Origin of the sequence: Streptomyces shenzhenensis (assembly GCF_003688995.1) — a bacterium.
Taxonomy (GTDB): Bacteria; Actinomycetota; Actinomycetes; order Streptomycetales; family Streptomycetaceae; genus Streptomyces; species Streptomyces shenzhenensis_A.
The window spans coordinates 90,824-110,399 of record NZ_PENI01000034.1; the positions used below are offsets into that span (position 1 = coordinate 90,824).

Here is a 19,576-nt window from a genome sequence, read left to right on the forward strand (position 1 = left end):
GACCCGGATCTACCCGAACCGGCTGCCCGGACGGCGGCGCGGGGTGGTGCGCGGCTCGTGTGGCGAGAGCTACCTCCGGTCGATCCGCTTGGTGCGGACGTGGTGGAGCTGGATACGGAGCCGGGCAGCGTCCTGTCCGGGCCGCAAGCATCGCCGCTGGGCCGGGGCTTCCTCACCGGCGCCGTCAAGCCTGCCGCCGACTACCCTTCCGACAACATGCGCGGCAACGACGACCGCTGGCAGCCCGGCGCCTACGAGAGGAGCCCCGCCACCGTCCGTGAGCGGAGCGGCCTGCTCCCGCTGGCGCGAGGCGATCATGCCGGGCTGGTGGTGACCCGCGTCGTGGGAAGGGGCGCGTCCCGTCCCCGGTGGGCACTGCGGCCCGGCGCACCCGTCCCGTGGCTTCACGGGCGGGGCGTGATGTGGGTGGGGCGGCTGTCTGTGAAGCCGAGTCCGGCGTCCGCGGCCAGTGCGGCGGCAGCGGCCCGGGAGGTGACACCCAGTTTGCGGTAGACCTGGCTGGTGTGGAACTTCACGGTGTTCTCGCTGATGCCGAGTTCCGAGGCGATCTGGCGGTTGCGCCGTCCGGCGACGAGCAGTCTCAGCACCTCGGTCTCGCGGGGGGCGAGATCCCACATGCGCATGACCGTGTCCGAGGTGTCGGGCGGGTCGAGCGGAATGCGCACGTCGATCTCCGAGCCCCAGGTCTCGACGGCCTCGATGCCGAGGTGTCCGCCGAGCGCGGTCGCGCGGGCGGTCAGCAGGCCGACTGCGGGGCGCCCCGAGTCCAGGAGGCCGGGTCCGTCGTCGCGGACGGAGATCAGCAGGTTCGCCCCGTCGCAGTTCCACTGGATCCTGATGCGGGTCAGTTCTTCCTGGTCCCGCATGAGAAGGACGGCGCTGCGCACGATGGCACGGGCGGCGTGGGCGACCTCTCCCGGCAGGGCTCGGCCGTCCGGGGGCGGCTCGATGAACTGCACCTGGACCGTGCCGTAGCGGCTGAGGGGTCGCAGGTCGTCCTTCAGCCGCTGGAATGCCTGGGAGACGGCCTCTTCGGCCAGCGAGGCCACGAGGTCGCTGCCAGCCCTGACACGGACCAGGGCGCCGGCTGCCGTGTCGGTCGCCAGCACTCTGGCCCGCGTGTCGTCCAGCTCCCGGCTGCGCAGAGTGGCGAGCAGGGTCTCCAGGTCCGTTTCATGACGGGCCGTCAGTTCCGCGGTGACCCGGAGTCGTTCGCTCGATGCGGCGCGGGACTCGCGCAGATAGTCGGGGCGGGCCTCCGCGACCTGCTGCCGGATGCGCGTCGCGGCGGTCTCCCAGACCGCGCGTACATAGGCCTCGGCGCCCGGGTATGCCGGGCGGCCGGGCTCGCAGAGCACGAGAATGGCCCCGGTCTGCGCGCCGAACACGAGCACGAGGTGTTCCTCACCCGCGATCAGGGCGGAAGCGGGCCGCTCGCCCCCGGCCGTACGCCGGCGTATCGCGTCCAGTTCGGCGATCGTGATCCGCTCGGTGATCGACGGATCGCCGGCCTTCTTCTGCGGTCGCCCGGTGCAGTCCTGCGTGAACACCGCCAGGGCCCGGTGCGGCAGCGCCTCCTCGATCACCTCGCGAAGCCGTGCGGCCACCGTGTGCAGGGGGGCGGTCGCCACGGCGCCCACCCGTTCGGCCACGAGTGCCGCATCGGCATGGGTCGGTGGGGTCGTCATGCGGGAAAGCTACCGCACGGACCTACCCGAACCGGTAGGCAGAAGGCTCGGAAGGTTGGGTGCGGCCTACCCGACAGGGCAGCAAGATGGTGGCGCGGAGCTTCCCCCGGGGGCGACTTCCCCGTGCCGAGGCCGTCGGTGCGCTGAGGGCACCGTCGGACCGGCGGCGTCGAGGACCCCGCCGAAGGGTGCCGCCGCGGGACACCCACGGACGGGATGTCCCGGCCTCCGGCCGTCTGGCCTCGCTGCCGGGCGCCGTTTCCGCCCGTCGGACGTGCCGGTGCTCGACCGGTCACGTCCGCTTCCATCAACGAGTACGAGGGAAACACAGTCATGACCCAGGAAGTCCGGGGTGTCGTCGCACGCCGCAAAGACGCGCCCGTCTCCGTGGAGACCGTTCTCGTGCCCGACCCGGGACCGGGAGAGGCGCTGGTGAAGGTACTGGCCTGCGGTGTCTGCCACACGGACCTGCACTACCGGCAGGGCGCCATCGGCGACGACTTCCCCTTCCTGCTCGGCCACGAGGCGGCCGGCGTCGTCGAAGCGGTCGGCGAGGACGTCAGTGACGTCGCGCCCGGGGACTTCGTCATCCTGAACTGGCGTGCCGTGTGCGGCCGTTGCCGGGCCTGTCGGCGGGGCCAGCCGTGGTACTGCTTCGACACCCACAACGCCACACAGAAGATGCGGCTGGCGGACGGCACCCCGCTGGCACCGGCGCTGGGCATCGGCGCCTTCGCCGAGAAGACCCTGGTGGCCGCGGGGCAGTGCACCAAGGTGCCCGAGGTCCGCCCCGAGGCGGCCGGCCTGCTCGGCTGCGGTCTCATGGCGGGCCTGGGCGCCGCGCTCAACACGGCTCCGGTGACGCGCGGCCAGAGCGTCGCCGTGATCGGCTGCGGTGGCGTCGGAGACGCCGCGATCGCCGGCGCCCACCTCGCGGGCGCCTCCCGCATCATCGCCGTGGATCTCGACGACCGGAAACTGGAACTGGCCCGGACCTTCGGGGCCACCCACACGGTCAACTCCCGGACCAGCGACCCGGTGGCCGAGATCCGCGCCCTCACGGGCGGGTTCGGGGTGGACGTGGTGATCGACGCGGTCGGGCGCCCCGAGACGTACCGGCAGGCCTTCGAGGCCCGGGATCTGGCCGGCACCGTCGTCCTGGTGGGCGTCCCCGCTCCCGGCATGACGGTGCAGTTGCCGCTCCTGGACGTCTTCGGCCGCGGCGGTGCCCTCAAGTCCTCCTGGTACGGCGACTGTCTGCCCTCACGGGACTTCCCGATGCTCGTCGACCTCTACCGGCAAGGACGCCTCGACCTGGACTCCTTCGTCACGGAGACCATCGCCGTCGACGAGGTGGAGAAGGCCTTCACGAAGATGCACGCGGGCGAGGTCCTGCGTTCCGTGGTGGTGTTCTGAGTGAGCGTACGCATCGAACGTGTCGTCACCTCGGGGTCGTTCACCCTCGACGGCGGCTCCTGGGACGTCGACAACAACGTCTGGATCATCGGGAACGACGACGAGGCCCTCGTCGTCGACCCCGCCCACGACGCGGACGCGATCACCGCGGCCCTCGGGGACCGGCGCCTGACGGCAGTGGTGTGCACCCACGCGCACAACGACCACATCAACGCGGCCCCGGCGCTGGCCGACCGCACCGGCGCTCCGGTACTCCTCCACCTCGACGACCGCCTCCTGTGGTCGCAGACCCATCCGGAACGCTCCCCGGACGGCTACCTGTGCGACCAGCGCCGCCTCGGCGTCGCCGGCACCGAGATCCAGGTGCTGCACACCCCGGGCCACACACCCGGTGCGATCAGCCTGTACGCACCGGAGCTCGGCACCGTCCTCACCGGTGACACCCTCTTCGCCGGCGGGCCAGGCGCCACCGGCAGATCGTTCTCCCACTTCCCCACGATCATCCGCTCCATCAGGGACCGGCTGCTCACCCTTCCCCCGGACACGACCGTGCTCACGGGCCACGGCCCGTCCACCACCGTCACGGACGAGGCCCCGCATCTGAACGACTGGATCGCCCGCGGCCACTGAGCCCTTCCGGCACATCGGCACGTTCACTCCGGGCTCCGTGCGCATGCCCACTGTCGACTCGCGGATCTCCAAGTGGCGCGGCTAGTGCAGTGGTTCGCTCAGGTCGATGGAGCGCAGTGCCGCCGCCAGTGCCTGTTCGTCGCCGACGTCGAGGGCTGTGTCCGTCAGTTTGATGACGTGTTCGTCGCCGTGCGCCAGGGCCCGTTCGAAGACCTCCTCCGGGGTGAAGGTACCCGGTGGTGTGCAGGTGACCGGGGCGTGGGGTGCGTACATCGCGGTCACCGCAGCGGATGCCGTCCAGGCGGCCCGCAGGCTCGGTACCCACAGGTCAGGAGGGAGCGCGGGGAGGGTGCGCAGCACGGCGTTGGGGGCCGTGGCCGCGTGGACCAGCATGGTCTCCTCGCCATGGCCGTGGGTGGCGTAGCGGTGTGTGGCCGCCCGCACCAGTTCGGTGAGGCGGTGTCGTGCCATGTGCGGGTCGGTGACCGTGGCCGCCCACACCGGCAGGCCCGTGACGCGGCCGAGCCGGGCGGGGAAACCGCCGTCCCGTGCGGCAATGGGCACCACCGCGTCGAGGGCGGCGGCCGCGCTGTCGGCGCCGGGCAGCGGGGCGAGGTCCGCGACGGGGCGGTAGCGGGCGGCCCAGTAGCCGAGGCCGTGGGCGAGTTCGGTCAGCCGTGGCTCGGTGCCGTCGTCGGCCAGAAGGGTGCGTACGGCGTGACCGACCCGGATCACCGGGTGGGTCGAGCCGCCGTACATGCCGGGCAGGAGCCGGGGCCACCACTCGGTGAGGACGTCCCGCCAGCTGCGCTCGGCGAGCTCGCGGCCGAAGTAGCCGATCCAGTCCGCGACGCGACGTGTGTCGCCCAGCGCAGAGCGCCAGTTGGAGGCCGTGACCGGCTCGACACCGGACGGGTACTCCTCAAGCTTGCTTGTGTACAGGTCGAGCCAACGGTGCACCGAGTCGGCCTGACCGTGCGCGGCGAGAGCCTCGACGGCCATCGGCGCGTGATTGGTGAGCCGCCCCAGCCGCTCCGGCCCTGACCTGTGCAATCGCTGCAGCGCCTCGTCGAGAATGCCCGTCGTATCCATGGCGAGGACGGTAGGCGAGGCGCCGCGGCGGCGTAACGGGCTGAAGGCTTAGGACCGGGCCTAGTCCTGTCGTCGCACGGGGGTCCGCCGCGGGTGTAGCGGGCTACACCATGGTTCCGGGAGGCCGCTCCCTCGTGGCGGCGCAGCGCGGGCGGGATCGTTGACTTACGCAAGTTCAGCGACGCCCCGCCGGGGAGTCCGTACCTTCCCCGAAAGGAAACCGCCCGTGAAGACGCTGCTCTCCTCCCGCCCGGTCCTGTGGTTCCTGTTCCTGTTCAATCTCGTCGTGGCCACGGCCGCTCCCTTCGCCGTCGACGGCACTCAGGGCGTCGTGACCGGCGTGGGCATGGGTGCCGTCTCGCTCGGCGCAGGCGCCGCCCTGCTGCGCGGCCAGGCGCAGCGACAGCACGGCTGACCCGGCGCGCCCCGTGCGACCGAACGCCCGAACCAGCCTTGCCGGGGCCCTCGCCTGCGGCGCGCTGATCGCCGCCGCCGTCGTCGCCCACCATGACGACGAGCCGAGGCCGGGTCTGCCGAGCGGCCCGTATGCCGCCCTCGGCGACTCCTACACGGCCGGCCCTGGGATCCCCGGGAAGAAGGGCAGCCCGGCCGGATGCGATCGCTCCGACCACAACTATCCGGCCCTCGTCGCCGACCGGCTCGGCCTGGGGGCGGCCGATTTCCGTGATGCCAGTTGCAGCGGCGCCACGGTCGCCGACCTCACCGCGCCGCAGACGACCGGCGACGGGACCAATCCGCCCCAGTTGTCGGTGCTTTCCGGCCGGACCCGGCTGGTCACCCTCGGGATCGGCGGCAACGACATCGGCTTCAGCACGATGATCAAGCGGTGCGTCGGCGCGGGAGTTCTCTACAAGGCCCTGGGCAGCGGCACATACCTGCCCGAAGACGCCCCCTGCACACGGCGGTTCTCCGCCGCCGGCACCGACGAGGTGCGCCGACGGATCGACACCGCGGGCGAACACCTCACCGATGCGCTGAGTGACATCAGGCGACGCGCGCCCCGGGCCCGGGTGTTCGTCGTCGGCTACCCGGAGATCCTGCCGTCCGACGCGGGCACATGTCTGCGCGGCATGTCCCTCGCCCCCGGCGACACGGCCTTCCTGCGGGACAAGGAACACCAGCTCAACACCATGTTGCGCAACCGGGCCGAGGCCGGCGGTGCGGAGTACGTCGACACCTACACACCCTCCCGGGGGCGCGGCGCCTGCGCCTCCGCGGACATCCGTTGGATCGAGCCGTTGGCTCCCGCTGCTCCGGCGGCCCCCGTCCACCCCAACGCGCGCGGGGAGCACGGCATGGCGGACACCGTCGCGAAGGCCCTGGAGAAATGACTTCCCGTACATACCCCGCGCCGCTGTGTCCGGTCCTCAGAACGGCGCAGAACCTCAGAAAGGATCCCCCTCACATGAGCCAGATGAAGTCCGTACAGACCGCCGGTACGAACCAGGTCGACGTGGTGGATGTCGACCGTCCGGTGCCCGGCCCGAAGGACGCTCTCGTCCGCATCCGTGCCTGCGGAGTCTGCGGTACCGACGTGGCCTTCCTGCACATGGGCGGCATGCCCGCCCGCGCCCACCTGGGCGGCGACCTGGTCCCGATCCCCCTCGGCCACGAACCGGCCGGCGAGGTCGTCGAGGTCGGCGCGGACGTCACGGGCCTGAAGGCCGGCGACCGGGTCGTCGTCAACCCGCAGGCCGCACCCACCGGGATCATCGGCTGCGGCGGCCGCTACGGCGGCATGAGCGAATATCTGCTCATCGAGAACGCCGAGGTCGGCACGAGCGTCGCAGTGTTCCCCGACACCGTCCCCTTCGATGTCGCCTCGCTGAACGAGCCGATGGCGGTGGCGCGGCACGCGGTCAACCGCTCGCAGGCGAAGCCGACCGACAAGGTCGTCGTCCTCGGCGCCGGGCCCATCGGTCTGGGCGCGGCGATCTGGCTGAAGCTGCGCGGAGTCGAGCATGTCGTGGTCGTCGACATCATTCCCTCCCGGCTGGAGAAGGCGCTGGCCGTCGGCGCGGACGCGGTGCTCGACTCTGCGGAGGAGGACGTCACCGCACGCCTGACCGAGCTGCACGGCGAGGCCGCCAACGCGCTCGGCCAGCCCCGGCCGGGCACCGACATCTACATCGACGCCGCCGGTGCCGCCGCCGTCTTCAACACCGTGGTCGACAACGCCAAATGGCACGCCAAGCTGGTCATGGTCGCCGTCCACAAGAAGGGCTCCGACATCGATCTCGGTGGCATGCTGCGCAGCGAGCTGACCCTCGTCCCCTCCCAGGGCTACCCGACGGAGATCTTCGAGGTCACCCCCGACCTCGTCGAGCACCAGAGCCGCTTCGCCCAACTGATCAGCCATCGTGTGCCCTTCACGGAGGTCGAGCGGGCCTACGCGCTCGCCCTCACCCCGGGGGCCGCCGAGAAGGTCGTCGTCACCTTCGACGACGTAGCCGAGTAGCCGAGCGGACGAGCAGCGCACGGACGGCGGAGGGCGACTCGGGATCCCGGGCAACCCTTCGGCCCGTACGGAAGTACTGCCGCGCCGTCGCGCCTCCCGAGGGGCGCCCCGCCCGCGATCACCCACCGGACAGAAGACCTCCCATGATCGACAGCCTGCAGCGGTACCTGTACTCACACCCCCGCACCGTCGATGCGGCGCTCGCCGCCGGCTGCCTCGCCGGCTCCTGTCCTGCGGGCCTGGTCACGCTCCCGGGACACGATCTCGCCGTCCCGTGGTGGCCCGTCGTCCTGCTCTCCGCCATCTCGTGCGTCGCCCTGATGTGGCGCCGCACCCGCCCCCGTACGGCGTCGGCCGTGGCCCTCGGGTGCGCCACAGCCACGGCCGTGCTCGGGTACCTCGTCACGGTCCTGCTGCTGGGGCCCGTACTGGTCGCGCTGTTCTCGCTGGCCGTCCGCACCGACCGCCGGACCGCGAACACCTTCGCGGTCACCGGTATCGCGGTGCTGACCTGTACGACGTTGATCACCGGGCCTGCCTACGCGCCTCTGGTCCTCAACCTGCTCGGCCCGGCCTTCTGGCTGTTGTTGCCGACGTCGCTGGGTACCGTGGCCCGGCTGCGCAGGGCCTGTCTCGAAGCCGTGCGGGTCCGGGCCGAGCACGCCGAGCGGACCCGGGACGAGGAGGCGCGGCGCCGGGTCGCCGAGGAGCGCTTGCGCATCGCCCGTGATCTGCACGACGTCGTCGCCCATCACCTCGTACTGGTCAAGGTCCAGGCGGATGCGGTCGCCCGTTTCCTGCCGGCCCGGCCGGAGGAGGCCGGGCGCCTTGCCACGGAACTCACAGGCCCGGCTTCCTCCGCGTTGCGCGAGCTCAAAGCCACCGTCGGGCTGCTGCGCGGCCCGGATGACGCGGGGGAGGCGGATCCGGCAGCTCCCGGCCTGGCCCGGCTCCCTGAGCTGATCGCCTCCTTCCGGGGCGCCGGCCTCACGGTCACCGTCAGCGAGGAGGGAGAGCCACGGCCGCTCACGACCGGAGCGGATCTCACCGCGTACCGCATCGTGCAGGAAGCGCTCACGAACGTCACCAAGCACGCCACCACCCGCTCCGCCGAGGTCCGGCTCGTCCATGCCGACGACCGGCTGGTCATCACCATCGCCAACCGCAGTGCCGGACGGCCCTGCTCCCCCGCCTCGCGCGGCGGCTTCGGGCTCATCGGTATGCGCGAGCGCGCCCGCTCCGTGGGCGGCCGGCTGTACGCCGGCCCTCGGCCGCAGGGCGGGTTCGAAGTCGTCGCGGAACTGCCCCTGGCCCGTACCGCCGCCGCGGCCACCGAGGCGGCCCACCCACCAGTAATTACTTGACTCAGGCAATCTATTATGCTTGCGTGAGTCAAGCAAGCCAGCTCGAATCTGACGGAGGCTCCCCCGCCATGTCCCACACTTCTGCCCGACCCGCCGACACGGGGACGTCAGCCCCGCCGAAGGCCAACGCCGTGGTGGCGGTGCTCGCCCTCGCCGGGATCGTCGTCTCGCTGATGCAGACCCTGGTCATCCCGATCGTCCCGGAGCTCCCCCGGCTCCTGAACGCCTCCGCCTCGAACACCGCCTGGGCGGTCACCGCCACGCTGCTCGCCGCCTCCGTCGCCACCCCGGTCGTGGGCCGGCTCGGCGACATGATCGGCAAGCGGCGGATGCTGCTGGTCAGCATCGTCCTGCTGGTCGCCGGTTCGGTGGTGTGCGCGCTCGCCGATTCGCTCGTCCCGATGATCATCGGCCGCACCCTGCAGGGCCTGGCGGCTGCCGTCGTCCCGCTGGGCATCAGCATCATGCGTGACGCGCTGCCCGCCGAGAAGCTGGCCGGGGCCACCGCGTTGATGAGCGCGTCGCTCGGCGTCGGTGGCGCGCTCGGCCTGCCCGCCGCCGCGTTCATCGCCGACAACTGGGACTGGCACCTCCTGTTCTGGACCTCTGCCGTCCTCGGCGCGCTCTCGCTGATCCTGGTGCTCGTCGTCGTACCGGAGTCCAAGGTGCGCACCGGTGGCCGCTTCGACCTGGTCGGCTCGCTCGGTCTGTCCGCCGGTCTGGTCTCGCTGCTGCTGACCGTCTCCAAGGGCGGCGACTGGGGCTGGACCTCCGGCACCACCCTCGGCCTGGGCGCCGCCGCCGTCGTGATCCTGCTGACCTGGGGCTGGTGGGAGCTGCGCACCCGGCAGCCGCTGGTCGACCTGCGCACCACCGCCCGCCGTCAGGTGCTGTTCACGAACCTCGCCTCGGTCGCGCTCGGCTTCTCGATGTTCGCGATGTCCCTGGTCCTGCCGCAGCTCCTGCAGCTGCCCACCCAGACCGGCTACGGCCTGGGCAGGTCCATGCTGGCCGTGGGACTGGTGCTCGCCCCGCAGGGTCTGGTCATGATGGCCATGTCCGCCGTGTCGGCGGGCGTCACCAAGGCCAAGGGCCCCAAGGTCACCCTCATGATCGGCGCGCTGATCGTGGCCTCCGGCTACGCCCTGAACATCCTGCTGATGTCCGAGGTCTGGCACCTCGTCCTGGTCTCCTGCATCATCGGCGGCGGCGTCGGCTTCACCTACGGGGCCCTGCCCGCCCTGATCATGGGCGCCGTCGACCACTCCCAGACCGGCGCGGCCAACAGCCTCAACACCCTGATGCGCTCCCTGGGAACGTCCTTCGCCAGCGCCATCGCCGGCGTCGTCCTCGCCCAGATGACCATCGACTTCGGTGGCCACGCGCTGCCCTCGGAGAACGCGTTCAAGGTCATCATGGCCATCGGCTCCGCGGCCGCCCTGCTGGCCTTCCTCGCCGCCACCTTCATCCCCGGCAGGCGCGCCGCCGTCCAGCCGGCACCGGCTGCCGAGACCCCGGTGCCCGCGGCACAGACCGCGCGCGACGCGGTCTGAGGCGGGGCGACAGTTCTCCGCCCGGGGGAAACCATGACATCGGCATCCTCGTCGAAGCCGGGAACGGCGCACGCGACGCGTCGTACGGACCTGGCGGAGCCCTTCCGCACGCCGGCTGCGCCTGGTCCGCTCGCTTCCTTCCTCCGGTTCGTCCTGTGCGGCGGGGGTGTCGGACTCGCCTGTGGCCCGGCGGTGGCGCTGCTCGCCCTGTCGGTGCCCTGGGCGGTGGCCAATGCGGTGGTCACCGTCGCCTCCACCCTTCTGTGCACGGAGCTGCACGCCCGCTTCACCTTCGGGACCGGCCGGCGGGCCGGGTGGCGGCAGCACGGGCAGTCCGCCGGGTCGGCCACGGCCGCGTACGCGGTGACCTCGGGCGCCATGCTCGTACTGCACACCCTGCAGCCGTCCCCCGGGGCGGCGTGGGAACAGGTCGTCTACCTCAGTGCCTCCGGGCTCGCCGGGATCGGGCGGTTCCTGGTGCTCCGCCTGTTCGTCTTCGCCGGCCGCAAGCAGGCCGTCCGGCCGGCACCGGGCCAGGAGCCCCGGGCCGCCGAACGGTCGATCGTCCGGCACATCGGCCGGGAACAGACGCTCCGCGCCCGTTCGCCGGCAGGGAGCACGGCAGCAGCGGGCGGGTACGCCGGACGGCCCTCACGGGGACGTCATGCATCCGAACCCCATGCGGCCGGCGTGCCGCCGGAACACGCCACCGCCGGGTCCACGCGGTGCTGACCTGCCTGGCCCACATGCCCCGCACCTGACCCGACCGGCTTCGCAGACCGCTCGCCCACCGGCCCGGGAGCCTCGTTCCGCGCTTCGCCGGGGAAATGCGGCCCTGACTTGATGGGGACGCTGCCGGATGTCTGGGTCGCGGATGCTTCGGTCGAGGACTGGCAGGCGGTCCTCGACCTGGCCGCAAGCAGCGGCTGGAGGTGTGAGTACCGCGAGGGCGATGTCGCCATGGCGGTACCGCCGGCTGAGCGGGTGCTGTCCCGAGCTGCGGATGCCGAGTGCCCGAGTCTGCGTGTCTGGCCTGTTCCCGAGGTCCTGGCGGTCTTTCGGTTTCTGTCGGACGACGCGATCGACTTCGACGTGGACTTGCGGGAGGTGCAGGGGCAGGAGCGGCTGGACGTGTTGTGTGGGTTGTTCTCTGCCATCGGGCGGCGGCTCGGCAAGGCGGTGTTGATGTCGGCGGAAGGAGGGAGGCGTCCGGTGCTCGGGGTCGACGTGACGGCGGACCGGGTGGTGCTGACCGCTGCCAGAGGGGGCCGTGCCGTCGGGAGCAGGCAATAGTTCATGGCTTCCTGAATTCAGGATGTGCTGTACTCTCCTGGCATGCTTACCGTGGCGTCGGAGATCGACACTCTCGCGCGTTTCGGCCGTGCGCTGGCCGACCCCATCCGCTGCCGTCTGCTGCTCGCGCTGCGCGAGGCACCGGCACACCCCTCCGATCTGGCGGACGCCCTGGGGATTTCCCGTACGCGTCTGTCGAACCATCTGGCGTGCCTGCGGGACTGCGGCCTCGTCGTCGCCGTGCCGGTGGGCCGCCGCACCCGGTACGAACTGGCGGACGAGCGGTTGGGGCACGCCCTGGACGATCTGCGCAGCGCCGTCGTGGCCGTTGCCGCGGACCGCACCTGTCCGGACGCGGCGGGCAAGGACTGCTGCTGATGACGGCCGCCGATGTGCCTCCTCGACCGGCCCCGGCCCGGCGGGAAACGCTGACGCGACGCGTACGGCTGCTGGTCACGGCGACGATCGCCTACAACGTGATCGAGGCCGTGGTCGCGCTCGCCGCCGGGGCGTCGGCCTCCTCGACCGCGCTGATCGGTTTCGGCCTGGATTCGCTGGTGGAGGTGTCGTCGGCCGCGGCGGTCGCCTGGCAGTTCTCCGCACGGGACCACACGGTCCGTGCGGCGCGGGAGAAGAAGACGCTGAGGATCATCGCCGTGTCCTTCTTCGCCCTGGCCGGGTATGTCACGGTCGACGCGATGCGCGCGCTCACCGGCAGGGGAGAGGCCGGCCCCACGACCACCGGCATCGTGCTGGCGGCCGTGTCCCTGGCCGTCATGCCGTTCCTGTCCGCGGCGCAGCGCCGTGCCGGCCGTGAGCTGGGCTCCGCCTCGGCGGTCGCGGACTCCCGACAGACCCTGCTCTGCACCTACTTGTCCGCCGTGCTGCTGCTCGGGCTCCTGGCCAACGCCACGCTCGGGTGGTCGTGGGCCGACCCCCTGGCCGCCCTGGTGATCGCCGCTGTCGCGGTCAAGGAGGGCCGGGCGGCGTGGCGGGGTGACGGCTGTTGTGCGTCGCCCGGCCCGAGCGTGGTCAGCACCGTCGGCCGGGAGGGCGCTGGGCGCGGCTGCGACCTGGGGTGTCCGTGCTGCGCCTGACGGCCGGCCGGGCGAGCGGGGCATCCGGGCGGCGCCGCGGTGTGCCGCGCGTCGGCTGCCGGTGTCAGCGGCCGGTGGATCCGTCGATCTGCTCGCGGAGTATGTCGGCGTGCCCGGCGTGCCGGCCGGTCTCCTCGATCATGTGCACCAGGACCCAGCGCATCGACGGTGCCGGCCCCGGACGCGCTGCGCGCGGGGCGGTGAGGGTCAGATCCGGGCAGGCGTCGATGACCTGGTTCGCTCGCTCGACGGTCTTCCGGTAGTCGGCGAGCACGCTGTCGACGGTGTCCGTCGCGGACGGCCGCATGGTCGCGGGCCAGTGGCCGACGTCCTCACCGAGGAAGTAGAACCGTTCGACGCACGCCAGATGCTTGAGCAGCCCGAGAAGGCTGGTGCCCGAGGGCACTCCGCCCGTTCGGACGTCCGGTTCCGGCGCGCCCGTGACCTTGTCCGCGACCGCGTTCCGCAGATAGTCGAGGAAGCCCCGCAGGACGGCCTTCTCGTCCGCGCCGGTCCGCGGAGGTCCGGTGTCCCTCGCCCGAGTCCGGGTTCGCTGCGCACGGTGTTCTGACATCGGGTCACTCCGTTCCGGCGTGCTGCCGTGCGGTTCGGCCGGTCATCCGGCGGTCGCCTGGACGAGCAGGACGTTGTCGATGACGGTGGCGGACTCACCGGCGGGTCCGGTGGCCCGGCGGCGGGGCATGTCGGCGCGCAGGACGGACCAGTGCGCGGGGTCGAGATCGAGTTCGGCGGCGATCTCGTCGGGGGTGGGGTAGTGGATGTCGGGGTCCTGGTTCCATGACCAGGGCGCGGTGGAGCCGTGGTCGACGATCAGCAGGAGACCACCGGGGCGCAGCGCCCGTGCGGCGGTGCGCAGCACGTGGCCGCGGGGCAGCGCGAACGGGGTGTGGAAGTACTGGGCGGAGACGAGGTCGAACCGGCCGGCCGGGAAGCTCCTGGCCAGGTCGTGCTGTTCGGCGGCGACCCGGTCCGCGACGCCGAGATCGCGGGCGTGTTCCCGGACCCGTTCGACGGCGGTGGTGGAGATGTCCACGGCGGTGACGTGCCAGCCGTGCCGGGCGAGCCAGAGCGCGTCGCCGCCGGCGCCGCAGCCCAGGTCGAGGGCGGCGCCGGGGCGCAGCGGTGCGGCGGTCTCGGCGAGCAGCGGGTTGACGCGTGCGCTCCCGGTGCGCCGGCCGCGGTGGTGCCGCTCCCAGAACAGCTCGGCGTCCTCGCCCGCAGTCCCCTGGTCGCTCGCGGCGCCGGTGTCGGATCGGCGTCGGGTGGAATCCATCTGAGGTGTCCTTTCGTCGGCCGGTGTGCCGGGCGTGCGTCGATCCACGCCTCGGGCGCCGGTCAGGTACCGACAGCATCGGCGCGGCTGTTTCGCGCTTGCAAGAAAAGTTGCGGATCCGCATCATCGAGCCATGGACCATCCCACGGAAGACGTTCTGGCCGGAGTCGGACCGCGGCTGCGCGCCCTGCGCCGCGCGCGCAATGCCACGCTGGCGGCGCTGGCGGACGAGACCGGCCTCACCGCGAGCACCCTGTCCCGCCTCGAGAACGGCAGGCTCCGCCCCACGCTGGAGCAGTTGCTGCCGCTGGCCCGGGCGTACGGCGTCCCGCTCGACGATCTCGTCGCGGCGCCGCCCACCGGCGACCCGCGCATCCATCTGCGGCCGGTGCGGCGGTCCGGGCTGGTGATGGTGCCACTGACCCGGCGGGCCGGCGGTGTCCAGGCCTACAAGGTGATCTATCCGCCCGCCGGCCGGGCATCCACGACGCACCTGCAGACCCATGAGGGATACGAGTGGTTCTACGTCCTCGACGGAGACGTCAGGTTCGTGCTCGGCGAGCAGGAGTTCCGGCTCGGCGCCGGCGAGGCCGCGGAGTTCGACACCCGCGTTCCGCACTGGATCGGCAGCGCAGGCAGCCGGCCCACGGAGCTGCTCGCCCTGTTCGGCCCGCAGGGCGAGCGCGTACATATGGCACCGTCCGGGCACTGACCGGCTCCACCCTGCCCCGATCGTGTTCGACGTTCGGGGGCGCTGTCGAGCCGGGACTCCGCCTCGGGCATCCTGGTGAGGTCGGCGCGTCGGTGAAGGGGGGCTGTGGTGGAAGGTCGAGAGCAGGGGTCTCGCGACGCCGAGGCGTCAGGGGTCTTTCCGCAGTTGCGGCTGGACGAGCTGCTGGAGGGTCTGCAGCAGCAGGTGACGCAGGTGCGGGCGGCACGGGACCGGGTGCACACGCTGTTGGACGCGGTGCTGGCCATCGGTTCCGACCTGGAGCTCGAGGTGGTCCTCCAGCGCATCGTGGAGTCCGCGGTCGCTCTGGTCGACGCCGCCTACGGGGCGCTCGGTGTGCTGGGCGAGGAAGGCACGATCAAGCAGTTCCTCACGGTCGGCATAGACGAGGAGACCATCGCCCGGATCGGCCCCTATCCGCGCGGCGAGGGCATTCTGGGGCTGCTGATCCGCGAGCCGCAGCCACTGCGTCTGGCCGATCTGTCGCAGCATCCGGCGTCCGTGGGCTTCCCGCCCGGCCATCCGCAGATGACCGGCTTCCTTGGCACCCCGATCCGGGTGCGCGACCGGGTGTTCGGCAATCTGTACCTGACCAACAAGAAGGGCGGCGCGCAGTTCGACGCCGACGACGAGGCGGTGCTGCGGACCCTGGCCGCGGCCGCCGGTGTGGCGATCGACAATGCCCGCCTGTACGACGACGCACGTCGTCGGCAGCGCTGGCTGGCGGCCAGCAACGAGCTGACCCGCAGCCTGCTGTCCGGCGAGGAGCCCGCGGCGGTGCTGGAGTCGTTCACCCGCACCGTGCGGGAGATGGCGGGCGCCGACCTGGTCACCCTGGCGGTGCCGGTGGGCGACAGCGGTGAGCTGGTCGTCGAGGCCGCCGCCGGGACGCGCGCGGACGATGTGCGGGGGCTGGTCCTGCCCGCCGCCTCGCTGGCCGCGAAGGTCTTCGCGTCCGGGGAGCCGATCATGAGCGAGGCGGTCAGCTCGGATCCGCGTGCCGAGGGCGGCAGCGCCTCGGTGGTGGACCTGGGTGCGGCGTTCTTCGTGCCGCTCGGGACGCGCGAGCACGTGCGTGGTGTCCTCCAGGTGGCGAACGTGCCCGGCGGCCCGCTCTTCCCCGACGCCGTCATCGACATGGTGATCGGGTACGGGAACCAGGCGGCCCTGGCTCTGGAGGTCGCCGAGCACCGGCGCGACACCGAGCACATGCTCGTCCTGACCGACCGTGACCGCATCGCCCGCGATCTGCACGACCTGGTCATCCAGCGGCTGTTCGCCGGCGCCCTGACGCTGCAGTCCACGTTGGGCCGTGTCGCGGACCGGCCGCAGGTGAGCGAGCGCATCCAGCGGGTCGTCGACGACCTGGACGACACCATCAAGGTCATCCGCTCCACCATCTACGGCCTGCGCGAGCACGACCAGGACGGTCGCGGTGCCGGTCTGCGCGGCAGGCTCGTGACGGCCACCGACCGGGCCGCCCAGGCCCTCGGCTGCACCCCGGCCCTGCGCATGACCGGCCTGCTGGACACCGACGTCCCCGCCGAGCATGCCGAGCACCTGCTGGCCGTGCTCGGCGAGGCCCTGTCCAACACGGCCCGGCACGCCCACGCCACCACGGTCGACGTCAGCGTCTCGGTCACCGCCGCGGAGCTGCACCTGCGGGTGGCCGACAACGGCCGCGGCATCGACCCGACGGTCGTCCGCCGCAGCGGCCTGGACAATCTGAGCCGGCGCGCCGAGGAACTGGGCGGCACCTTCCGCCTGGCCGCGAACGAGCCCATCGGCACCGTCGTCGAGTGGACGGTGCCGCTCCCCCGGCCCGACGCTCGATGAGCGGGCGCGTCCCGCCGGGCGCGTTCCGGCTTGCGGCCCGTTCGGCGCGAGCGGACGGGCGGGATGACGTACGGCGCCACCGCCACGTTTCCTGACGCAGCGGAGCGCTCAGCCCGCGCCACAGGGCCCTTGTCGCTCGTTCAGGCGGGTCCGGGCCGGGCGGCCGGCCGGGACAGGGTGCTGCCCGCCTCGGCGCGTGCGGCCTCGACCGCCAGCCACTCCTCGACACCGAGGTGGGCGAGTGCGGCCGGGAAGACGCCGTCCTGCTCCTTGAGGATGTGGTCGCGCAGTGTCGCCATCGCCGCCATCAGCCGGTCGGGCCAGGCCGGGTCCGAGGGCGTCGCACCGCCGGCGGCCTCGGCCAGCACCGCCTCGATGTGCCGGTGCTCGGCCTCCAAGGCGGCGATCTGGTCGGGGAATTCCCCGGCCAGGGCGGGGAACAGGCCCCGCTCCTCGACCTCGGTGTGCGGACCGAGCACCTTCGCGATCTCCCGGGCGACCTCGGCCATCCCGGCCGCGCCGCCCACCCGACGGGCGGGACGCAGGTGGCTGATCAGCCGGACCACCTCGTCATGTTCCTGGGTCAGTTCGTCGATCGTCTCCAGGGCCTGGCAGCCGCAGTACTCGCACACCGGTGTTCTCCTTGCTCTCCTTGTTCCGCTTGTTCCGCTTGTTCCGCGCTTCCCGGCCCGTCGTTGTCGTCCGCCCGTCCTCACGCGGCGGTGTCTGCGGGGCGGGGTCCGCGCGGCCGGCCACCGCTCTGCTCACGCCCGCCGTCCTCGGCCGCGGTCCGGACACCGGTGAGGGTGTAGGCAAGGGCGGCGGCGGCCACGACCGCGAGCAGGGCGAGCCCGGCCGCATACGTCCCGTACTCGCCGTACAGCGAGCCCATCACCAGCGGTGGCAGGAAGCCGCCCAGACCGCCGGCGGCACCGACCACCCCGGTGACCGAGCCGACCTGGTCGGCCGGGGTGAGCAGGGCCACCAGGGCGAAGGTCGCCCCGCTGCCCGCGCCGAGCGCGGCGGCCATGGCCAGGAAGGCGATGGTGCCCACCGGCGCCAGGTCCGGGGTGAACGACTGCACCAGGGCCCCGGCCACGACCACGGCCATCGTTCCGGCCAGCACCCGCGCCGGGCCCAGCCGGTCGGACAGCCAGCCGCCGACCGGGCGCATCGCCACCGCCAGGAGCACGAACCCGGCCATGCGGTTCGCGGCGTCGGTCTGGGACAGGCCGTAGCCGGTCTTGAGGTAGGTGGGCAAGTAGACGGAGAAGGCGACGTAGCCGCCGAACGCGACCGCGTACAGCGCGGACGCCTGCCAAGTGATGCCCAGCCGGGCGGTGGTGGCCAGCCGGCGGGTCAGCGGTTCGGTCGGCACCGTGCGGCCGGGCGCGTCACGCAGCAGCAGCGCGGCGGCCAGGGCGTACCCGGCCAGCACCGTGGCGGTGATCAGGAACGGGGTGGACATGCTGTGCGCGTCGACCAGCTTCACCGTGGTCAGGGCGCTGATGGCGGTGCCGCCCATGCCGGCGCCGAAGAGGCCGATGGCGAGTCCGCGCCGCTCGGGCGGGAACCAGGCGTTGACGAGCGGCACGCCGACGGCGAAGGCGGTGCCGCCGATGCCGAGGAAGAATCCGCCGACCAGCAGGGCGGCGAGGGAGGAGTGCCCGGCCAGGCCGAGGTAGAGCACCGGCACGATGGTGGCCGCCGACACGATCGGGAACATCACCCGTCCGCCGTACCGGTCGGTCAGCGCGCCGACCGGGATGCGGCCCAGGGAACCGACCACGACCGGCACCGCCACCAGCAGCGACTGCTCGAACGACGACAGGTCGATGCTGTCCTTGAACCGTGGGCCGAGCGGGCTGAGCAGCGCCCACGCCCAGAAGTTCACGGCGAAGCCGGCCGTGGCCAGGGCCAGCATCAGCCAGGCGCGGCCCGCTATCGGTGCACCCGACGGGGGACCGCCCCGCTTCGCCTTCAACGACTGGACCATGTTGTCCGTCCCTTTCCTGTTCACGGTGGCAATGCGCCGCCGGGACCGCATGCGCACCGCGGGCCCCTCGCCCGCGGAACGGCGTCCCGGCACCACTGTCCGCGTCGAAGATCACCGGAGGCATGGGCCATGGGTCCCTGCCGACGGGCGGACGGTCCCCCGAGTTCGGCCCGGCAGTCCCTGCGTCCCGGCCCGGTGAACCGCCTTGTCGGCCTGTCCGTTGCGGGACACCGGCCGCGATGGGCCGTACCGCGCGCTGTGGGGGTAGGGCCGGTCGGCCCTACCCCCGCACGACGACCGCGGCGACGATGGACGGATGTTCCAGAACGACGCCTTTCGCGCACTCGACCGGCAGGAGTGCCTGCGCCTGCTCGCCAAGGTGCCGGTCGGTCGCGTGGTCTACACGCGGCAGGCGCTGCCCGCGGTCCTCCCCATCAACTTCGCCCTGGACACGGACGCCTCCGTCCTCCTGCACACCTCGCCGGACTCGGATCTCGTACGTGCCATCGACGGCGTCGTGGTCGCTTTCGAGGCGGACGAGTTCGATGCGGCGACCCGGTCCGGCTGGAGCGTCGTCGTCACCGGACGGGCCACCCTGGTGACCGACCCCGTCGAGAACGAGCGTCTGTCGCAGATCGGCCCCTCGTCCTGGATGCCCCTGCGCGACCCGGTGTTCGTACGGATCGAGTCCGAGATGGTCACCGGACGCGAGCTCAGGGGAACGCGCGCCACGCGGTGAGGCGTGGCCCGCCGTGCCTCATGTGTCTGCCGCGCGGACGTCGCGCGGGCCTGAACGACTCGGCCGCGGCCGGCGGCGGTTCGTGTTCCGGGTCATCCGGAGGTAGGCGACGGCGAGGGCGAGAGACAGCCCGACCACCGCGGCGGGCAGAACGACGACCGCCCACCGGCCCGTTCCGCCCCCGGGCCCCACGACCACACCAAGAGCCACCACGGCGGCGGCCGGCCCGCAACCGATCAGCACGGCGACACCCGCCCGGGCACGCACCGTCCCGGCTGTTTGCCCGGTGTGGCCCAACTCGGCCCAGTCGCGGGCGGCTTCACGGGCCTCGCGGCGGCGCTGCACGAC

The 19,576-nt window shown here is 72.4% G+C and carries 20 protein-coding genes and 1 pseudogene; 14 read left to right on the top strand and 7 right to left on the bottom strand.

From position 1 onward, the window contains the following. Positions 1 to 404: 404 nt before the first annotated feature. On the bottom strand, positions 405 to 1,709 hold the full coding sequence (locus tag CTZ28_RS36965; RefSeq protein WP_121894116.1) for a LuxR C-terminal-related transcriptional regulator: 1,305 nt from the start codon (positions 1,707 to 1,709) through the stop codon (positions 405 to 407). 333 nt (positions 1,710 to 2,042) lie between these two features. Between CTZ28_RS36965 and CTZ28_RS36970 the strand changes: the two genes are divergently transcribed. Both CTZ28_RS36970 and CTZ28_RS36975 read left to right on the top strand, forming a co-directional pair. Further along, positions 2,043 to 3,125 (top strand): S-(hydroxymethyl)mycothiol dehydrogenase, encoded by a 1,083-nt coding sequence (locus CTZ28_RS36970; RefSeq protein ID WP_121894117.1) that lies wholly within the window; start codon positions 2,043 to 2,045, stop codon positions 3,123 to 3,125. Beyond that, on the top strand, positions 3,126 to 3,755 hold the full coding sequence (locus CTZ28_RS36975) for an MBL fold metallo-hydrolase (protein ID WP_121894118.1): 630 nt from the start codon (positions 3,126 to 3,128) through the stop codon (positions 3,753 to 3,755). A gap of 81 nt (positions 3,756 to 3,836) precedes the next feature. Here CTZ28_RS36975 and CTZ28_RS36980 read toward each other — a convergent pair whose 3' ends face one another. Continuing rightward, the gene (locus CTZ28_RS36980) at positions 3,837 to 4,847 is read right to left on the bottom strand and encodes a questin oxidase family protein (protein ID WP_121894119.1); all 1,011 of its coding nucleotides are present in this window, start codon (positions 4,845 to 4,847) and stop codon (positions 3,837 to 3,839) included. A gap of 226 nt (positions 4,848 to 5,073) precedes the next feature. Between CTZ28_RS36980 and CTZ28_RS36985 the strand changes: the two genes are divergently transcribed. From CTZ28_RS36985 to CTZ28_RS37025, 9 genes are all read left to right on the top strand, one after another. Then, the gene (locus CTZ28_RS36985; protein WP_121894120.1) at positions 5,074 to 5,262 is read left to right on the top strand and encodes a hypothetical protein; all 189 of its coding nucleotides are present in this window, start codon (positions 5,074 to 5,076) and stop codon (positions 5,260 to 5,262) included. Positions 5,263 to 5,275: 13 nt separating this feature from the next. After that, positions 5,276 to 6,199, top strand: a complete 924-nt coding sequence (locus CTZ28_RS36990) for an SGNH/GDSL hydrolase family protein (protein ID WP_121894121.1) — start codon at positions 5,276 to 5,278, stop codon at positions 6,197 to 6,199. Positions 6,200 to 6,273: 74 nt separating this feature from the next. Next, the gene (locus tag CTZ28_RS36995; RefSeq protein ID WP_121894122.1) at positions 6,274 to 7,326 is read left to right on the top strand and encodes a zinc-dependent alcohol dehydrogenase; all 1,053 of its coding nucleotides are present in this window, start codon (positions 6,274 to 6,276) and stop codon (positions 7,324 to 7,326) included. A 143-nt stretch (positions 7,327 to 7,469) separates the two neighbouring features. Beyond that, on the top strand, positions 7,470 to 8,690 hold the full coding sequence (locus CTZ28_RS37000) for a sensor histidine kinase (protein ID WP_121894123.1): 1,221 nt from the start codon (positions 7,470 to 7,472) through the stop codon (positions 8,688 to 8,690). 68 nt (positions 8,691 to 8,758) lie between these two features. Continuing rightward, complete coding sequence (locus CTZ28_RS37005; RefSeq protein WP_121894124.1) at positions 8,759 to 10,243, top strand: MFS transporter; 1,485 nt, start codon at positions 8,759 to 8,761, stop codon at positions 10,241 to 10,243. A gap of 33 nt (positions 10,244 to 10,276) precedes the next feature. After that, the gene (locus tag CTZ28_RS48960; RefSeq protein ID WP_398657511.1) at positions 10,277 to 10,975 is read left to right on the top strand and encodes a GtrA family protein; all 699 of its coding nucleotides are present in this window, start codon (positions 10,277 to 10,279) and stop codon (positions 10,973 to 10,975) included. 111 nt (positions 10,976 to 11,086) lie between these two features. Then, a complete protein-coding gene (locus tag CTZ28_RS37015) occupies positions 11,087 to 11,536 on the top strand; it encodes a hypothetical protein (RefSeq protein WP_121894125.1) in 450 nt (149 codons plus the stop codon). Positions 11,537 to 11,578: 42 nt separating this feature from the next. Then, on the top strand, positions 11,579 to 11,914 hold the full coding sequence (locus CTZ28_RS37020; RefSeq protein WP_121894126.1) for an ArsR/SmtB family transcription factor: 336 nt from the start codon (positions 11,579 to 11,581) through the stop codon (positions 11,912 to 11,914). Further along, complete coding sequence (locus CTZ28_RS37025) at positions 11,914 to 12,633, top strand: cation efflux transmembrane domain-containing protein (RefSeq protein WP_121894127.1); 720 nt, start codon at positions 11,914 to 11,916, stop codon at positions 12,631 to 12,633. Before CTZ28_RS37020 ends, CTZ28_RS37025 begins: the two co-directional genes overlap by 1 nt. 64 nt (positions 12,634 to 12,697) lie before the next feature. On the opposite strand, the gene CTZ28_RS47855 is transcribed toward CTZ28_RS37025, so the two are convergent. Beyond that, positions 12,698 to 13,207 carry a DinB family protein gene (locus CTZ28_RS47855; protein ID WP_220795521.1) on the bottom strand — a complete coding sequence of 170 codons (510 nt, stop codon included), beginning with the start codon at positions 13,205 to 13,207 and terminating at the stop codon, positions 12,698 to 12,700. A gap of 42 nt (positions 13,208 to 13,249) precedes the next feature. Beyond that, positions 13,250 to 13,927 (bottom strand): SAM-dependent methyltransferase, encoded by a 678-nt coding sequence (locus tag CTZ28_RS47860; protein ID WP_220795522.1) that lies wholly within the window; start codon positions 13,925 to 13,927, stop codon positions 13,250 to 13,252. A 133-nt stretch (positions 13,928 to 14,060) separates the two neighbouring features. Here CTZ28_RS47860 and CTZ28_RS37035 point away from each other — a divergent pair, with 133 nt between their 5' ends. Both CTZ28_RS37035 and CTZ28_RS37040 read left to right on the top strand, forming a co-directional pair. Further along, positions 14,061 to 14,639, top strand: coding sequence for a helix-turn-helix domain-containing protein (locus CTZ28_RS37035; RefSeq protein ID WP_121894128.1), 579 nt, complete (start codon positions 14,061 to 14,063; stop codon positions 14,637 to 14,639). 108 nt (positions 14,640 to 14,747) lie between these two features. After that, a complete protein-coding gene (locus CTZ28_RS37040) occupies positions 14,748 to 16,493 on the top strand; it encodes a GAF domain-containing sensor histidine kinase (RefSeq protein ID WP_121894142.1) in 1,746 nt (581 codons plus the stop codon). 140 nt (positions 16,494 to 16,633) lie between these two features. Here the strand turns inward: CTZ28_RS37040 and CTZ28_RS37045 are convergent, their stop codons facing one another. Together CTZ28_RS37045 and CTZ28_RS37050 are read right to left on the bottom strand one after the other, a co-directional pair. Further along, the gene (locus CTZ28_RS37045; protein WP_121894129.1) at positions 16,634 to 17,125 is read right to left on the bottom strand and encodes a hemerythrin domain-containing protein; all 492 of its coding nucleotides are present in this window, start codon (positions 17,123 to 17,125) and stop codon (positions 16,634 to 16,636) included. A gap of 80 nt (positions 17,126 to 17,205) precedes the next feature. Then, positions 17,206 to 18,417, bottom strand: a complete 1,212-nt coding sequence (locus tag CTZ28_RS37050) for an MFS transporter (protein ID WP_259471990.1) — start codon at positions 18,415 to 18,417, stop codon at positions 17,206 to 17,208. A 388-nt stretch (positions 18,418 to 18,805) separates the two neighbouring features. Between CTZ28_RS37050 and CTZ28_RS37055 the strand changes: the two genes are divergently transcribed. After that, entirely contained in the window at positions 18,806 to 19,228 is a 423-nt protein-coding gene (locus CTZ28_RS37055) for a pyridoxamine 5'-phosphate oxidase family protein (protein ID WP_121894131.1), read from the top strand. 18 nt (positions 19,229 to 19,246) lie between these two features. Here CTZ28_RS37055 and CTZ28_RS47865 read toward each other — a convergent pair. After that, positions 19,247 to 19,576 (bottom strand): annotated as a pseudogene (locus CTZ28_RS47865) (hypothetical protein); the annotation flags it as partial.

Coding starts and splice junctions, on each gene's coding strand:
- CTZ28_RS36965 (WP_121894116.1), bottom strand. CDS start 1,709: ATGACGACCCCACCGACCCATGCCGATGCGGCACTCGTGGCCGAACGG.
- CTZ28_RS36970 (WP_121894117.1), top strand. CDS start 2,043: ATGACCCAGGAAGTCCGGGGTGTCGTCGCACGCCGCAAAGACGCGCCC.
- CTZ28_RS36980 (WP_121894119.1), bottom strand. CDS start 4,847: ATGGATACGACGGGCATTCTCGACGAGGCGCTGCAGCGATTGCACAGG.
- CTZ28_RS36995 (WP_121894122.1), top strand. CDS start 6,274: ATGAGCCAGATGAAGTCCGTACAGACCGCCGGTACGAACCAGGTCGAC.
- CTZ28_RS37000 (WP_121894123.1), top strand. CDS start 7,470: ATGATCGACAGCCTGCAGCGGTACCTGTACTCACACCCCCGCACCGTC.
- CTZ28_RS37005 (WP_121894124.1), top strand. CDS start 8,759: ATGTCCCACACTTCTGCCCGACCCGCCGACACGGGGACGTCAGCCCCG.
- CTZ28_RS48960 (WP_398657511.1), top strand. CDS start 10,277: ATGACATCGGCATCCTCGTCGAAGCCGGGAACGGCGCACGCGACGCGT.
- CTZ28_RS37015 (WP_121894125.1), top strand. CDS start 11,087: ATGGGGACGCTGCCGGATGTCTGGGTCGCGGATGCTTCGGTCGAGGAC.
- CTZ28_RS37020 (WP_121894126.1), top strand. CDS start 11,579: ATGCTTACCGTGGCGTCGGAGATCGACACTCTCGCGCGTTTCGGCCGT.
- CTZ28_RS37025 (WP_121894127.1), top strand. CDS start 11,914: ATGACGGCCGCCGATGTGCCTCCTCGACCGGCCCCGGCCCGGCGGGAA.
- CTZ28_RS47855 (WP_220795521.1), bottom strand. CDS start 13,207: ATGTCAGAACACCGTGCGCAGCGAACCCGGACTCGGGCGAGGGACACC.
- CTZ28_RS47860 (WP_220795522.1), bottom strand. CDS start 13,927: ATGGATTCCACCCGACGCCGATCCGACACCGGCGCCGCGAGCGACCAG.
- CTZ28_RS37035 (WP_121894128.1), top strand. CDS start 14,061: ATGGACCATCCCACGGAAGACGTTCTGGCCGGAGTCGGACCGCGGCTG.
- CTZ28_RS37050 (WP_259471990.1), bottom strand. CDS start 18,417: ATGCTGGCCCTGGCCACGGCCGGCTTCGCCGTGAACTTCTGGGCGTGG.
- CTZ28_RS37055 (WP_121894131.1), top strand. CDS start 18,806: ATGTTCCAGAACGACGCCTTTCGCGCACTCGACCGGCAGGAGTGCCTG.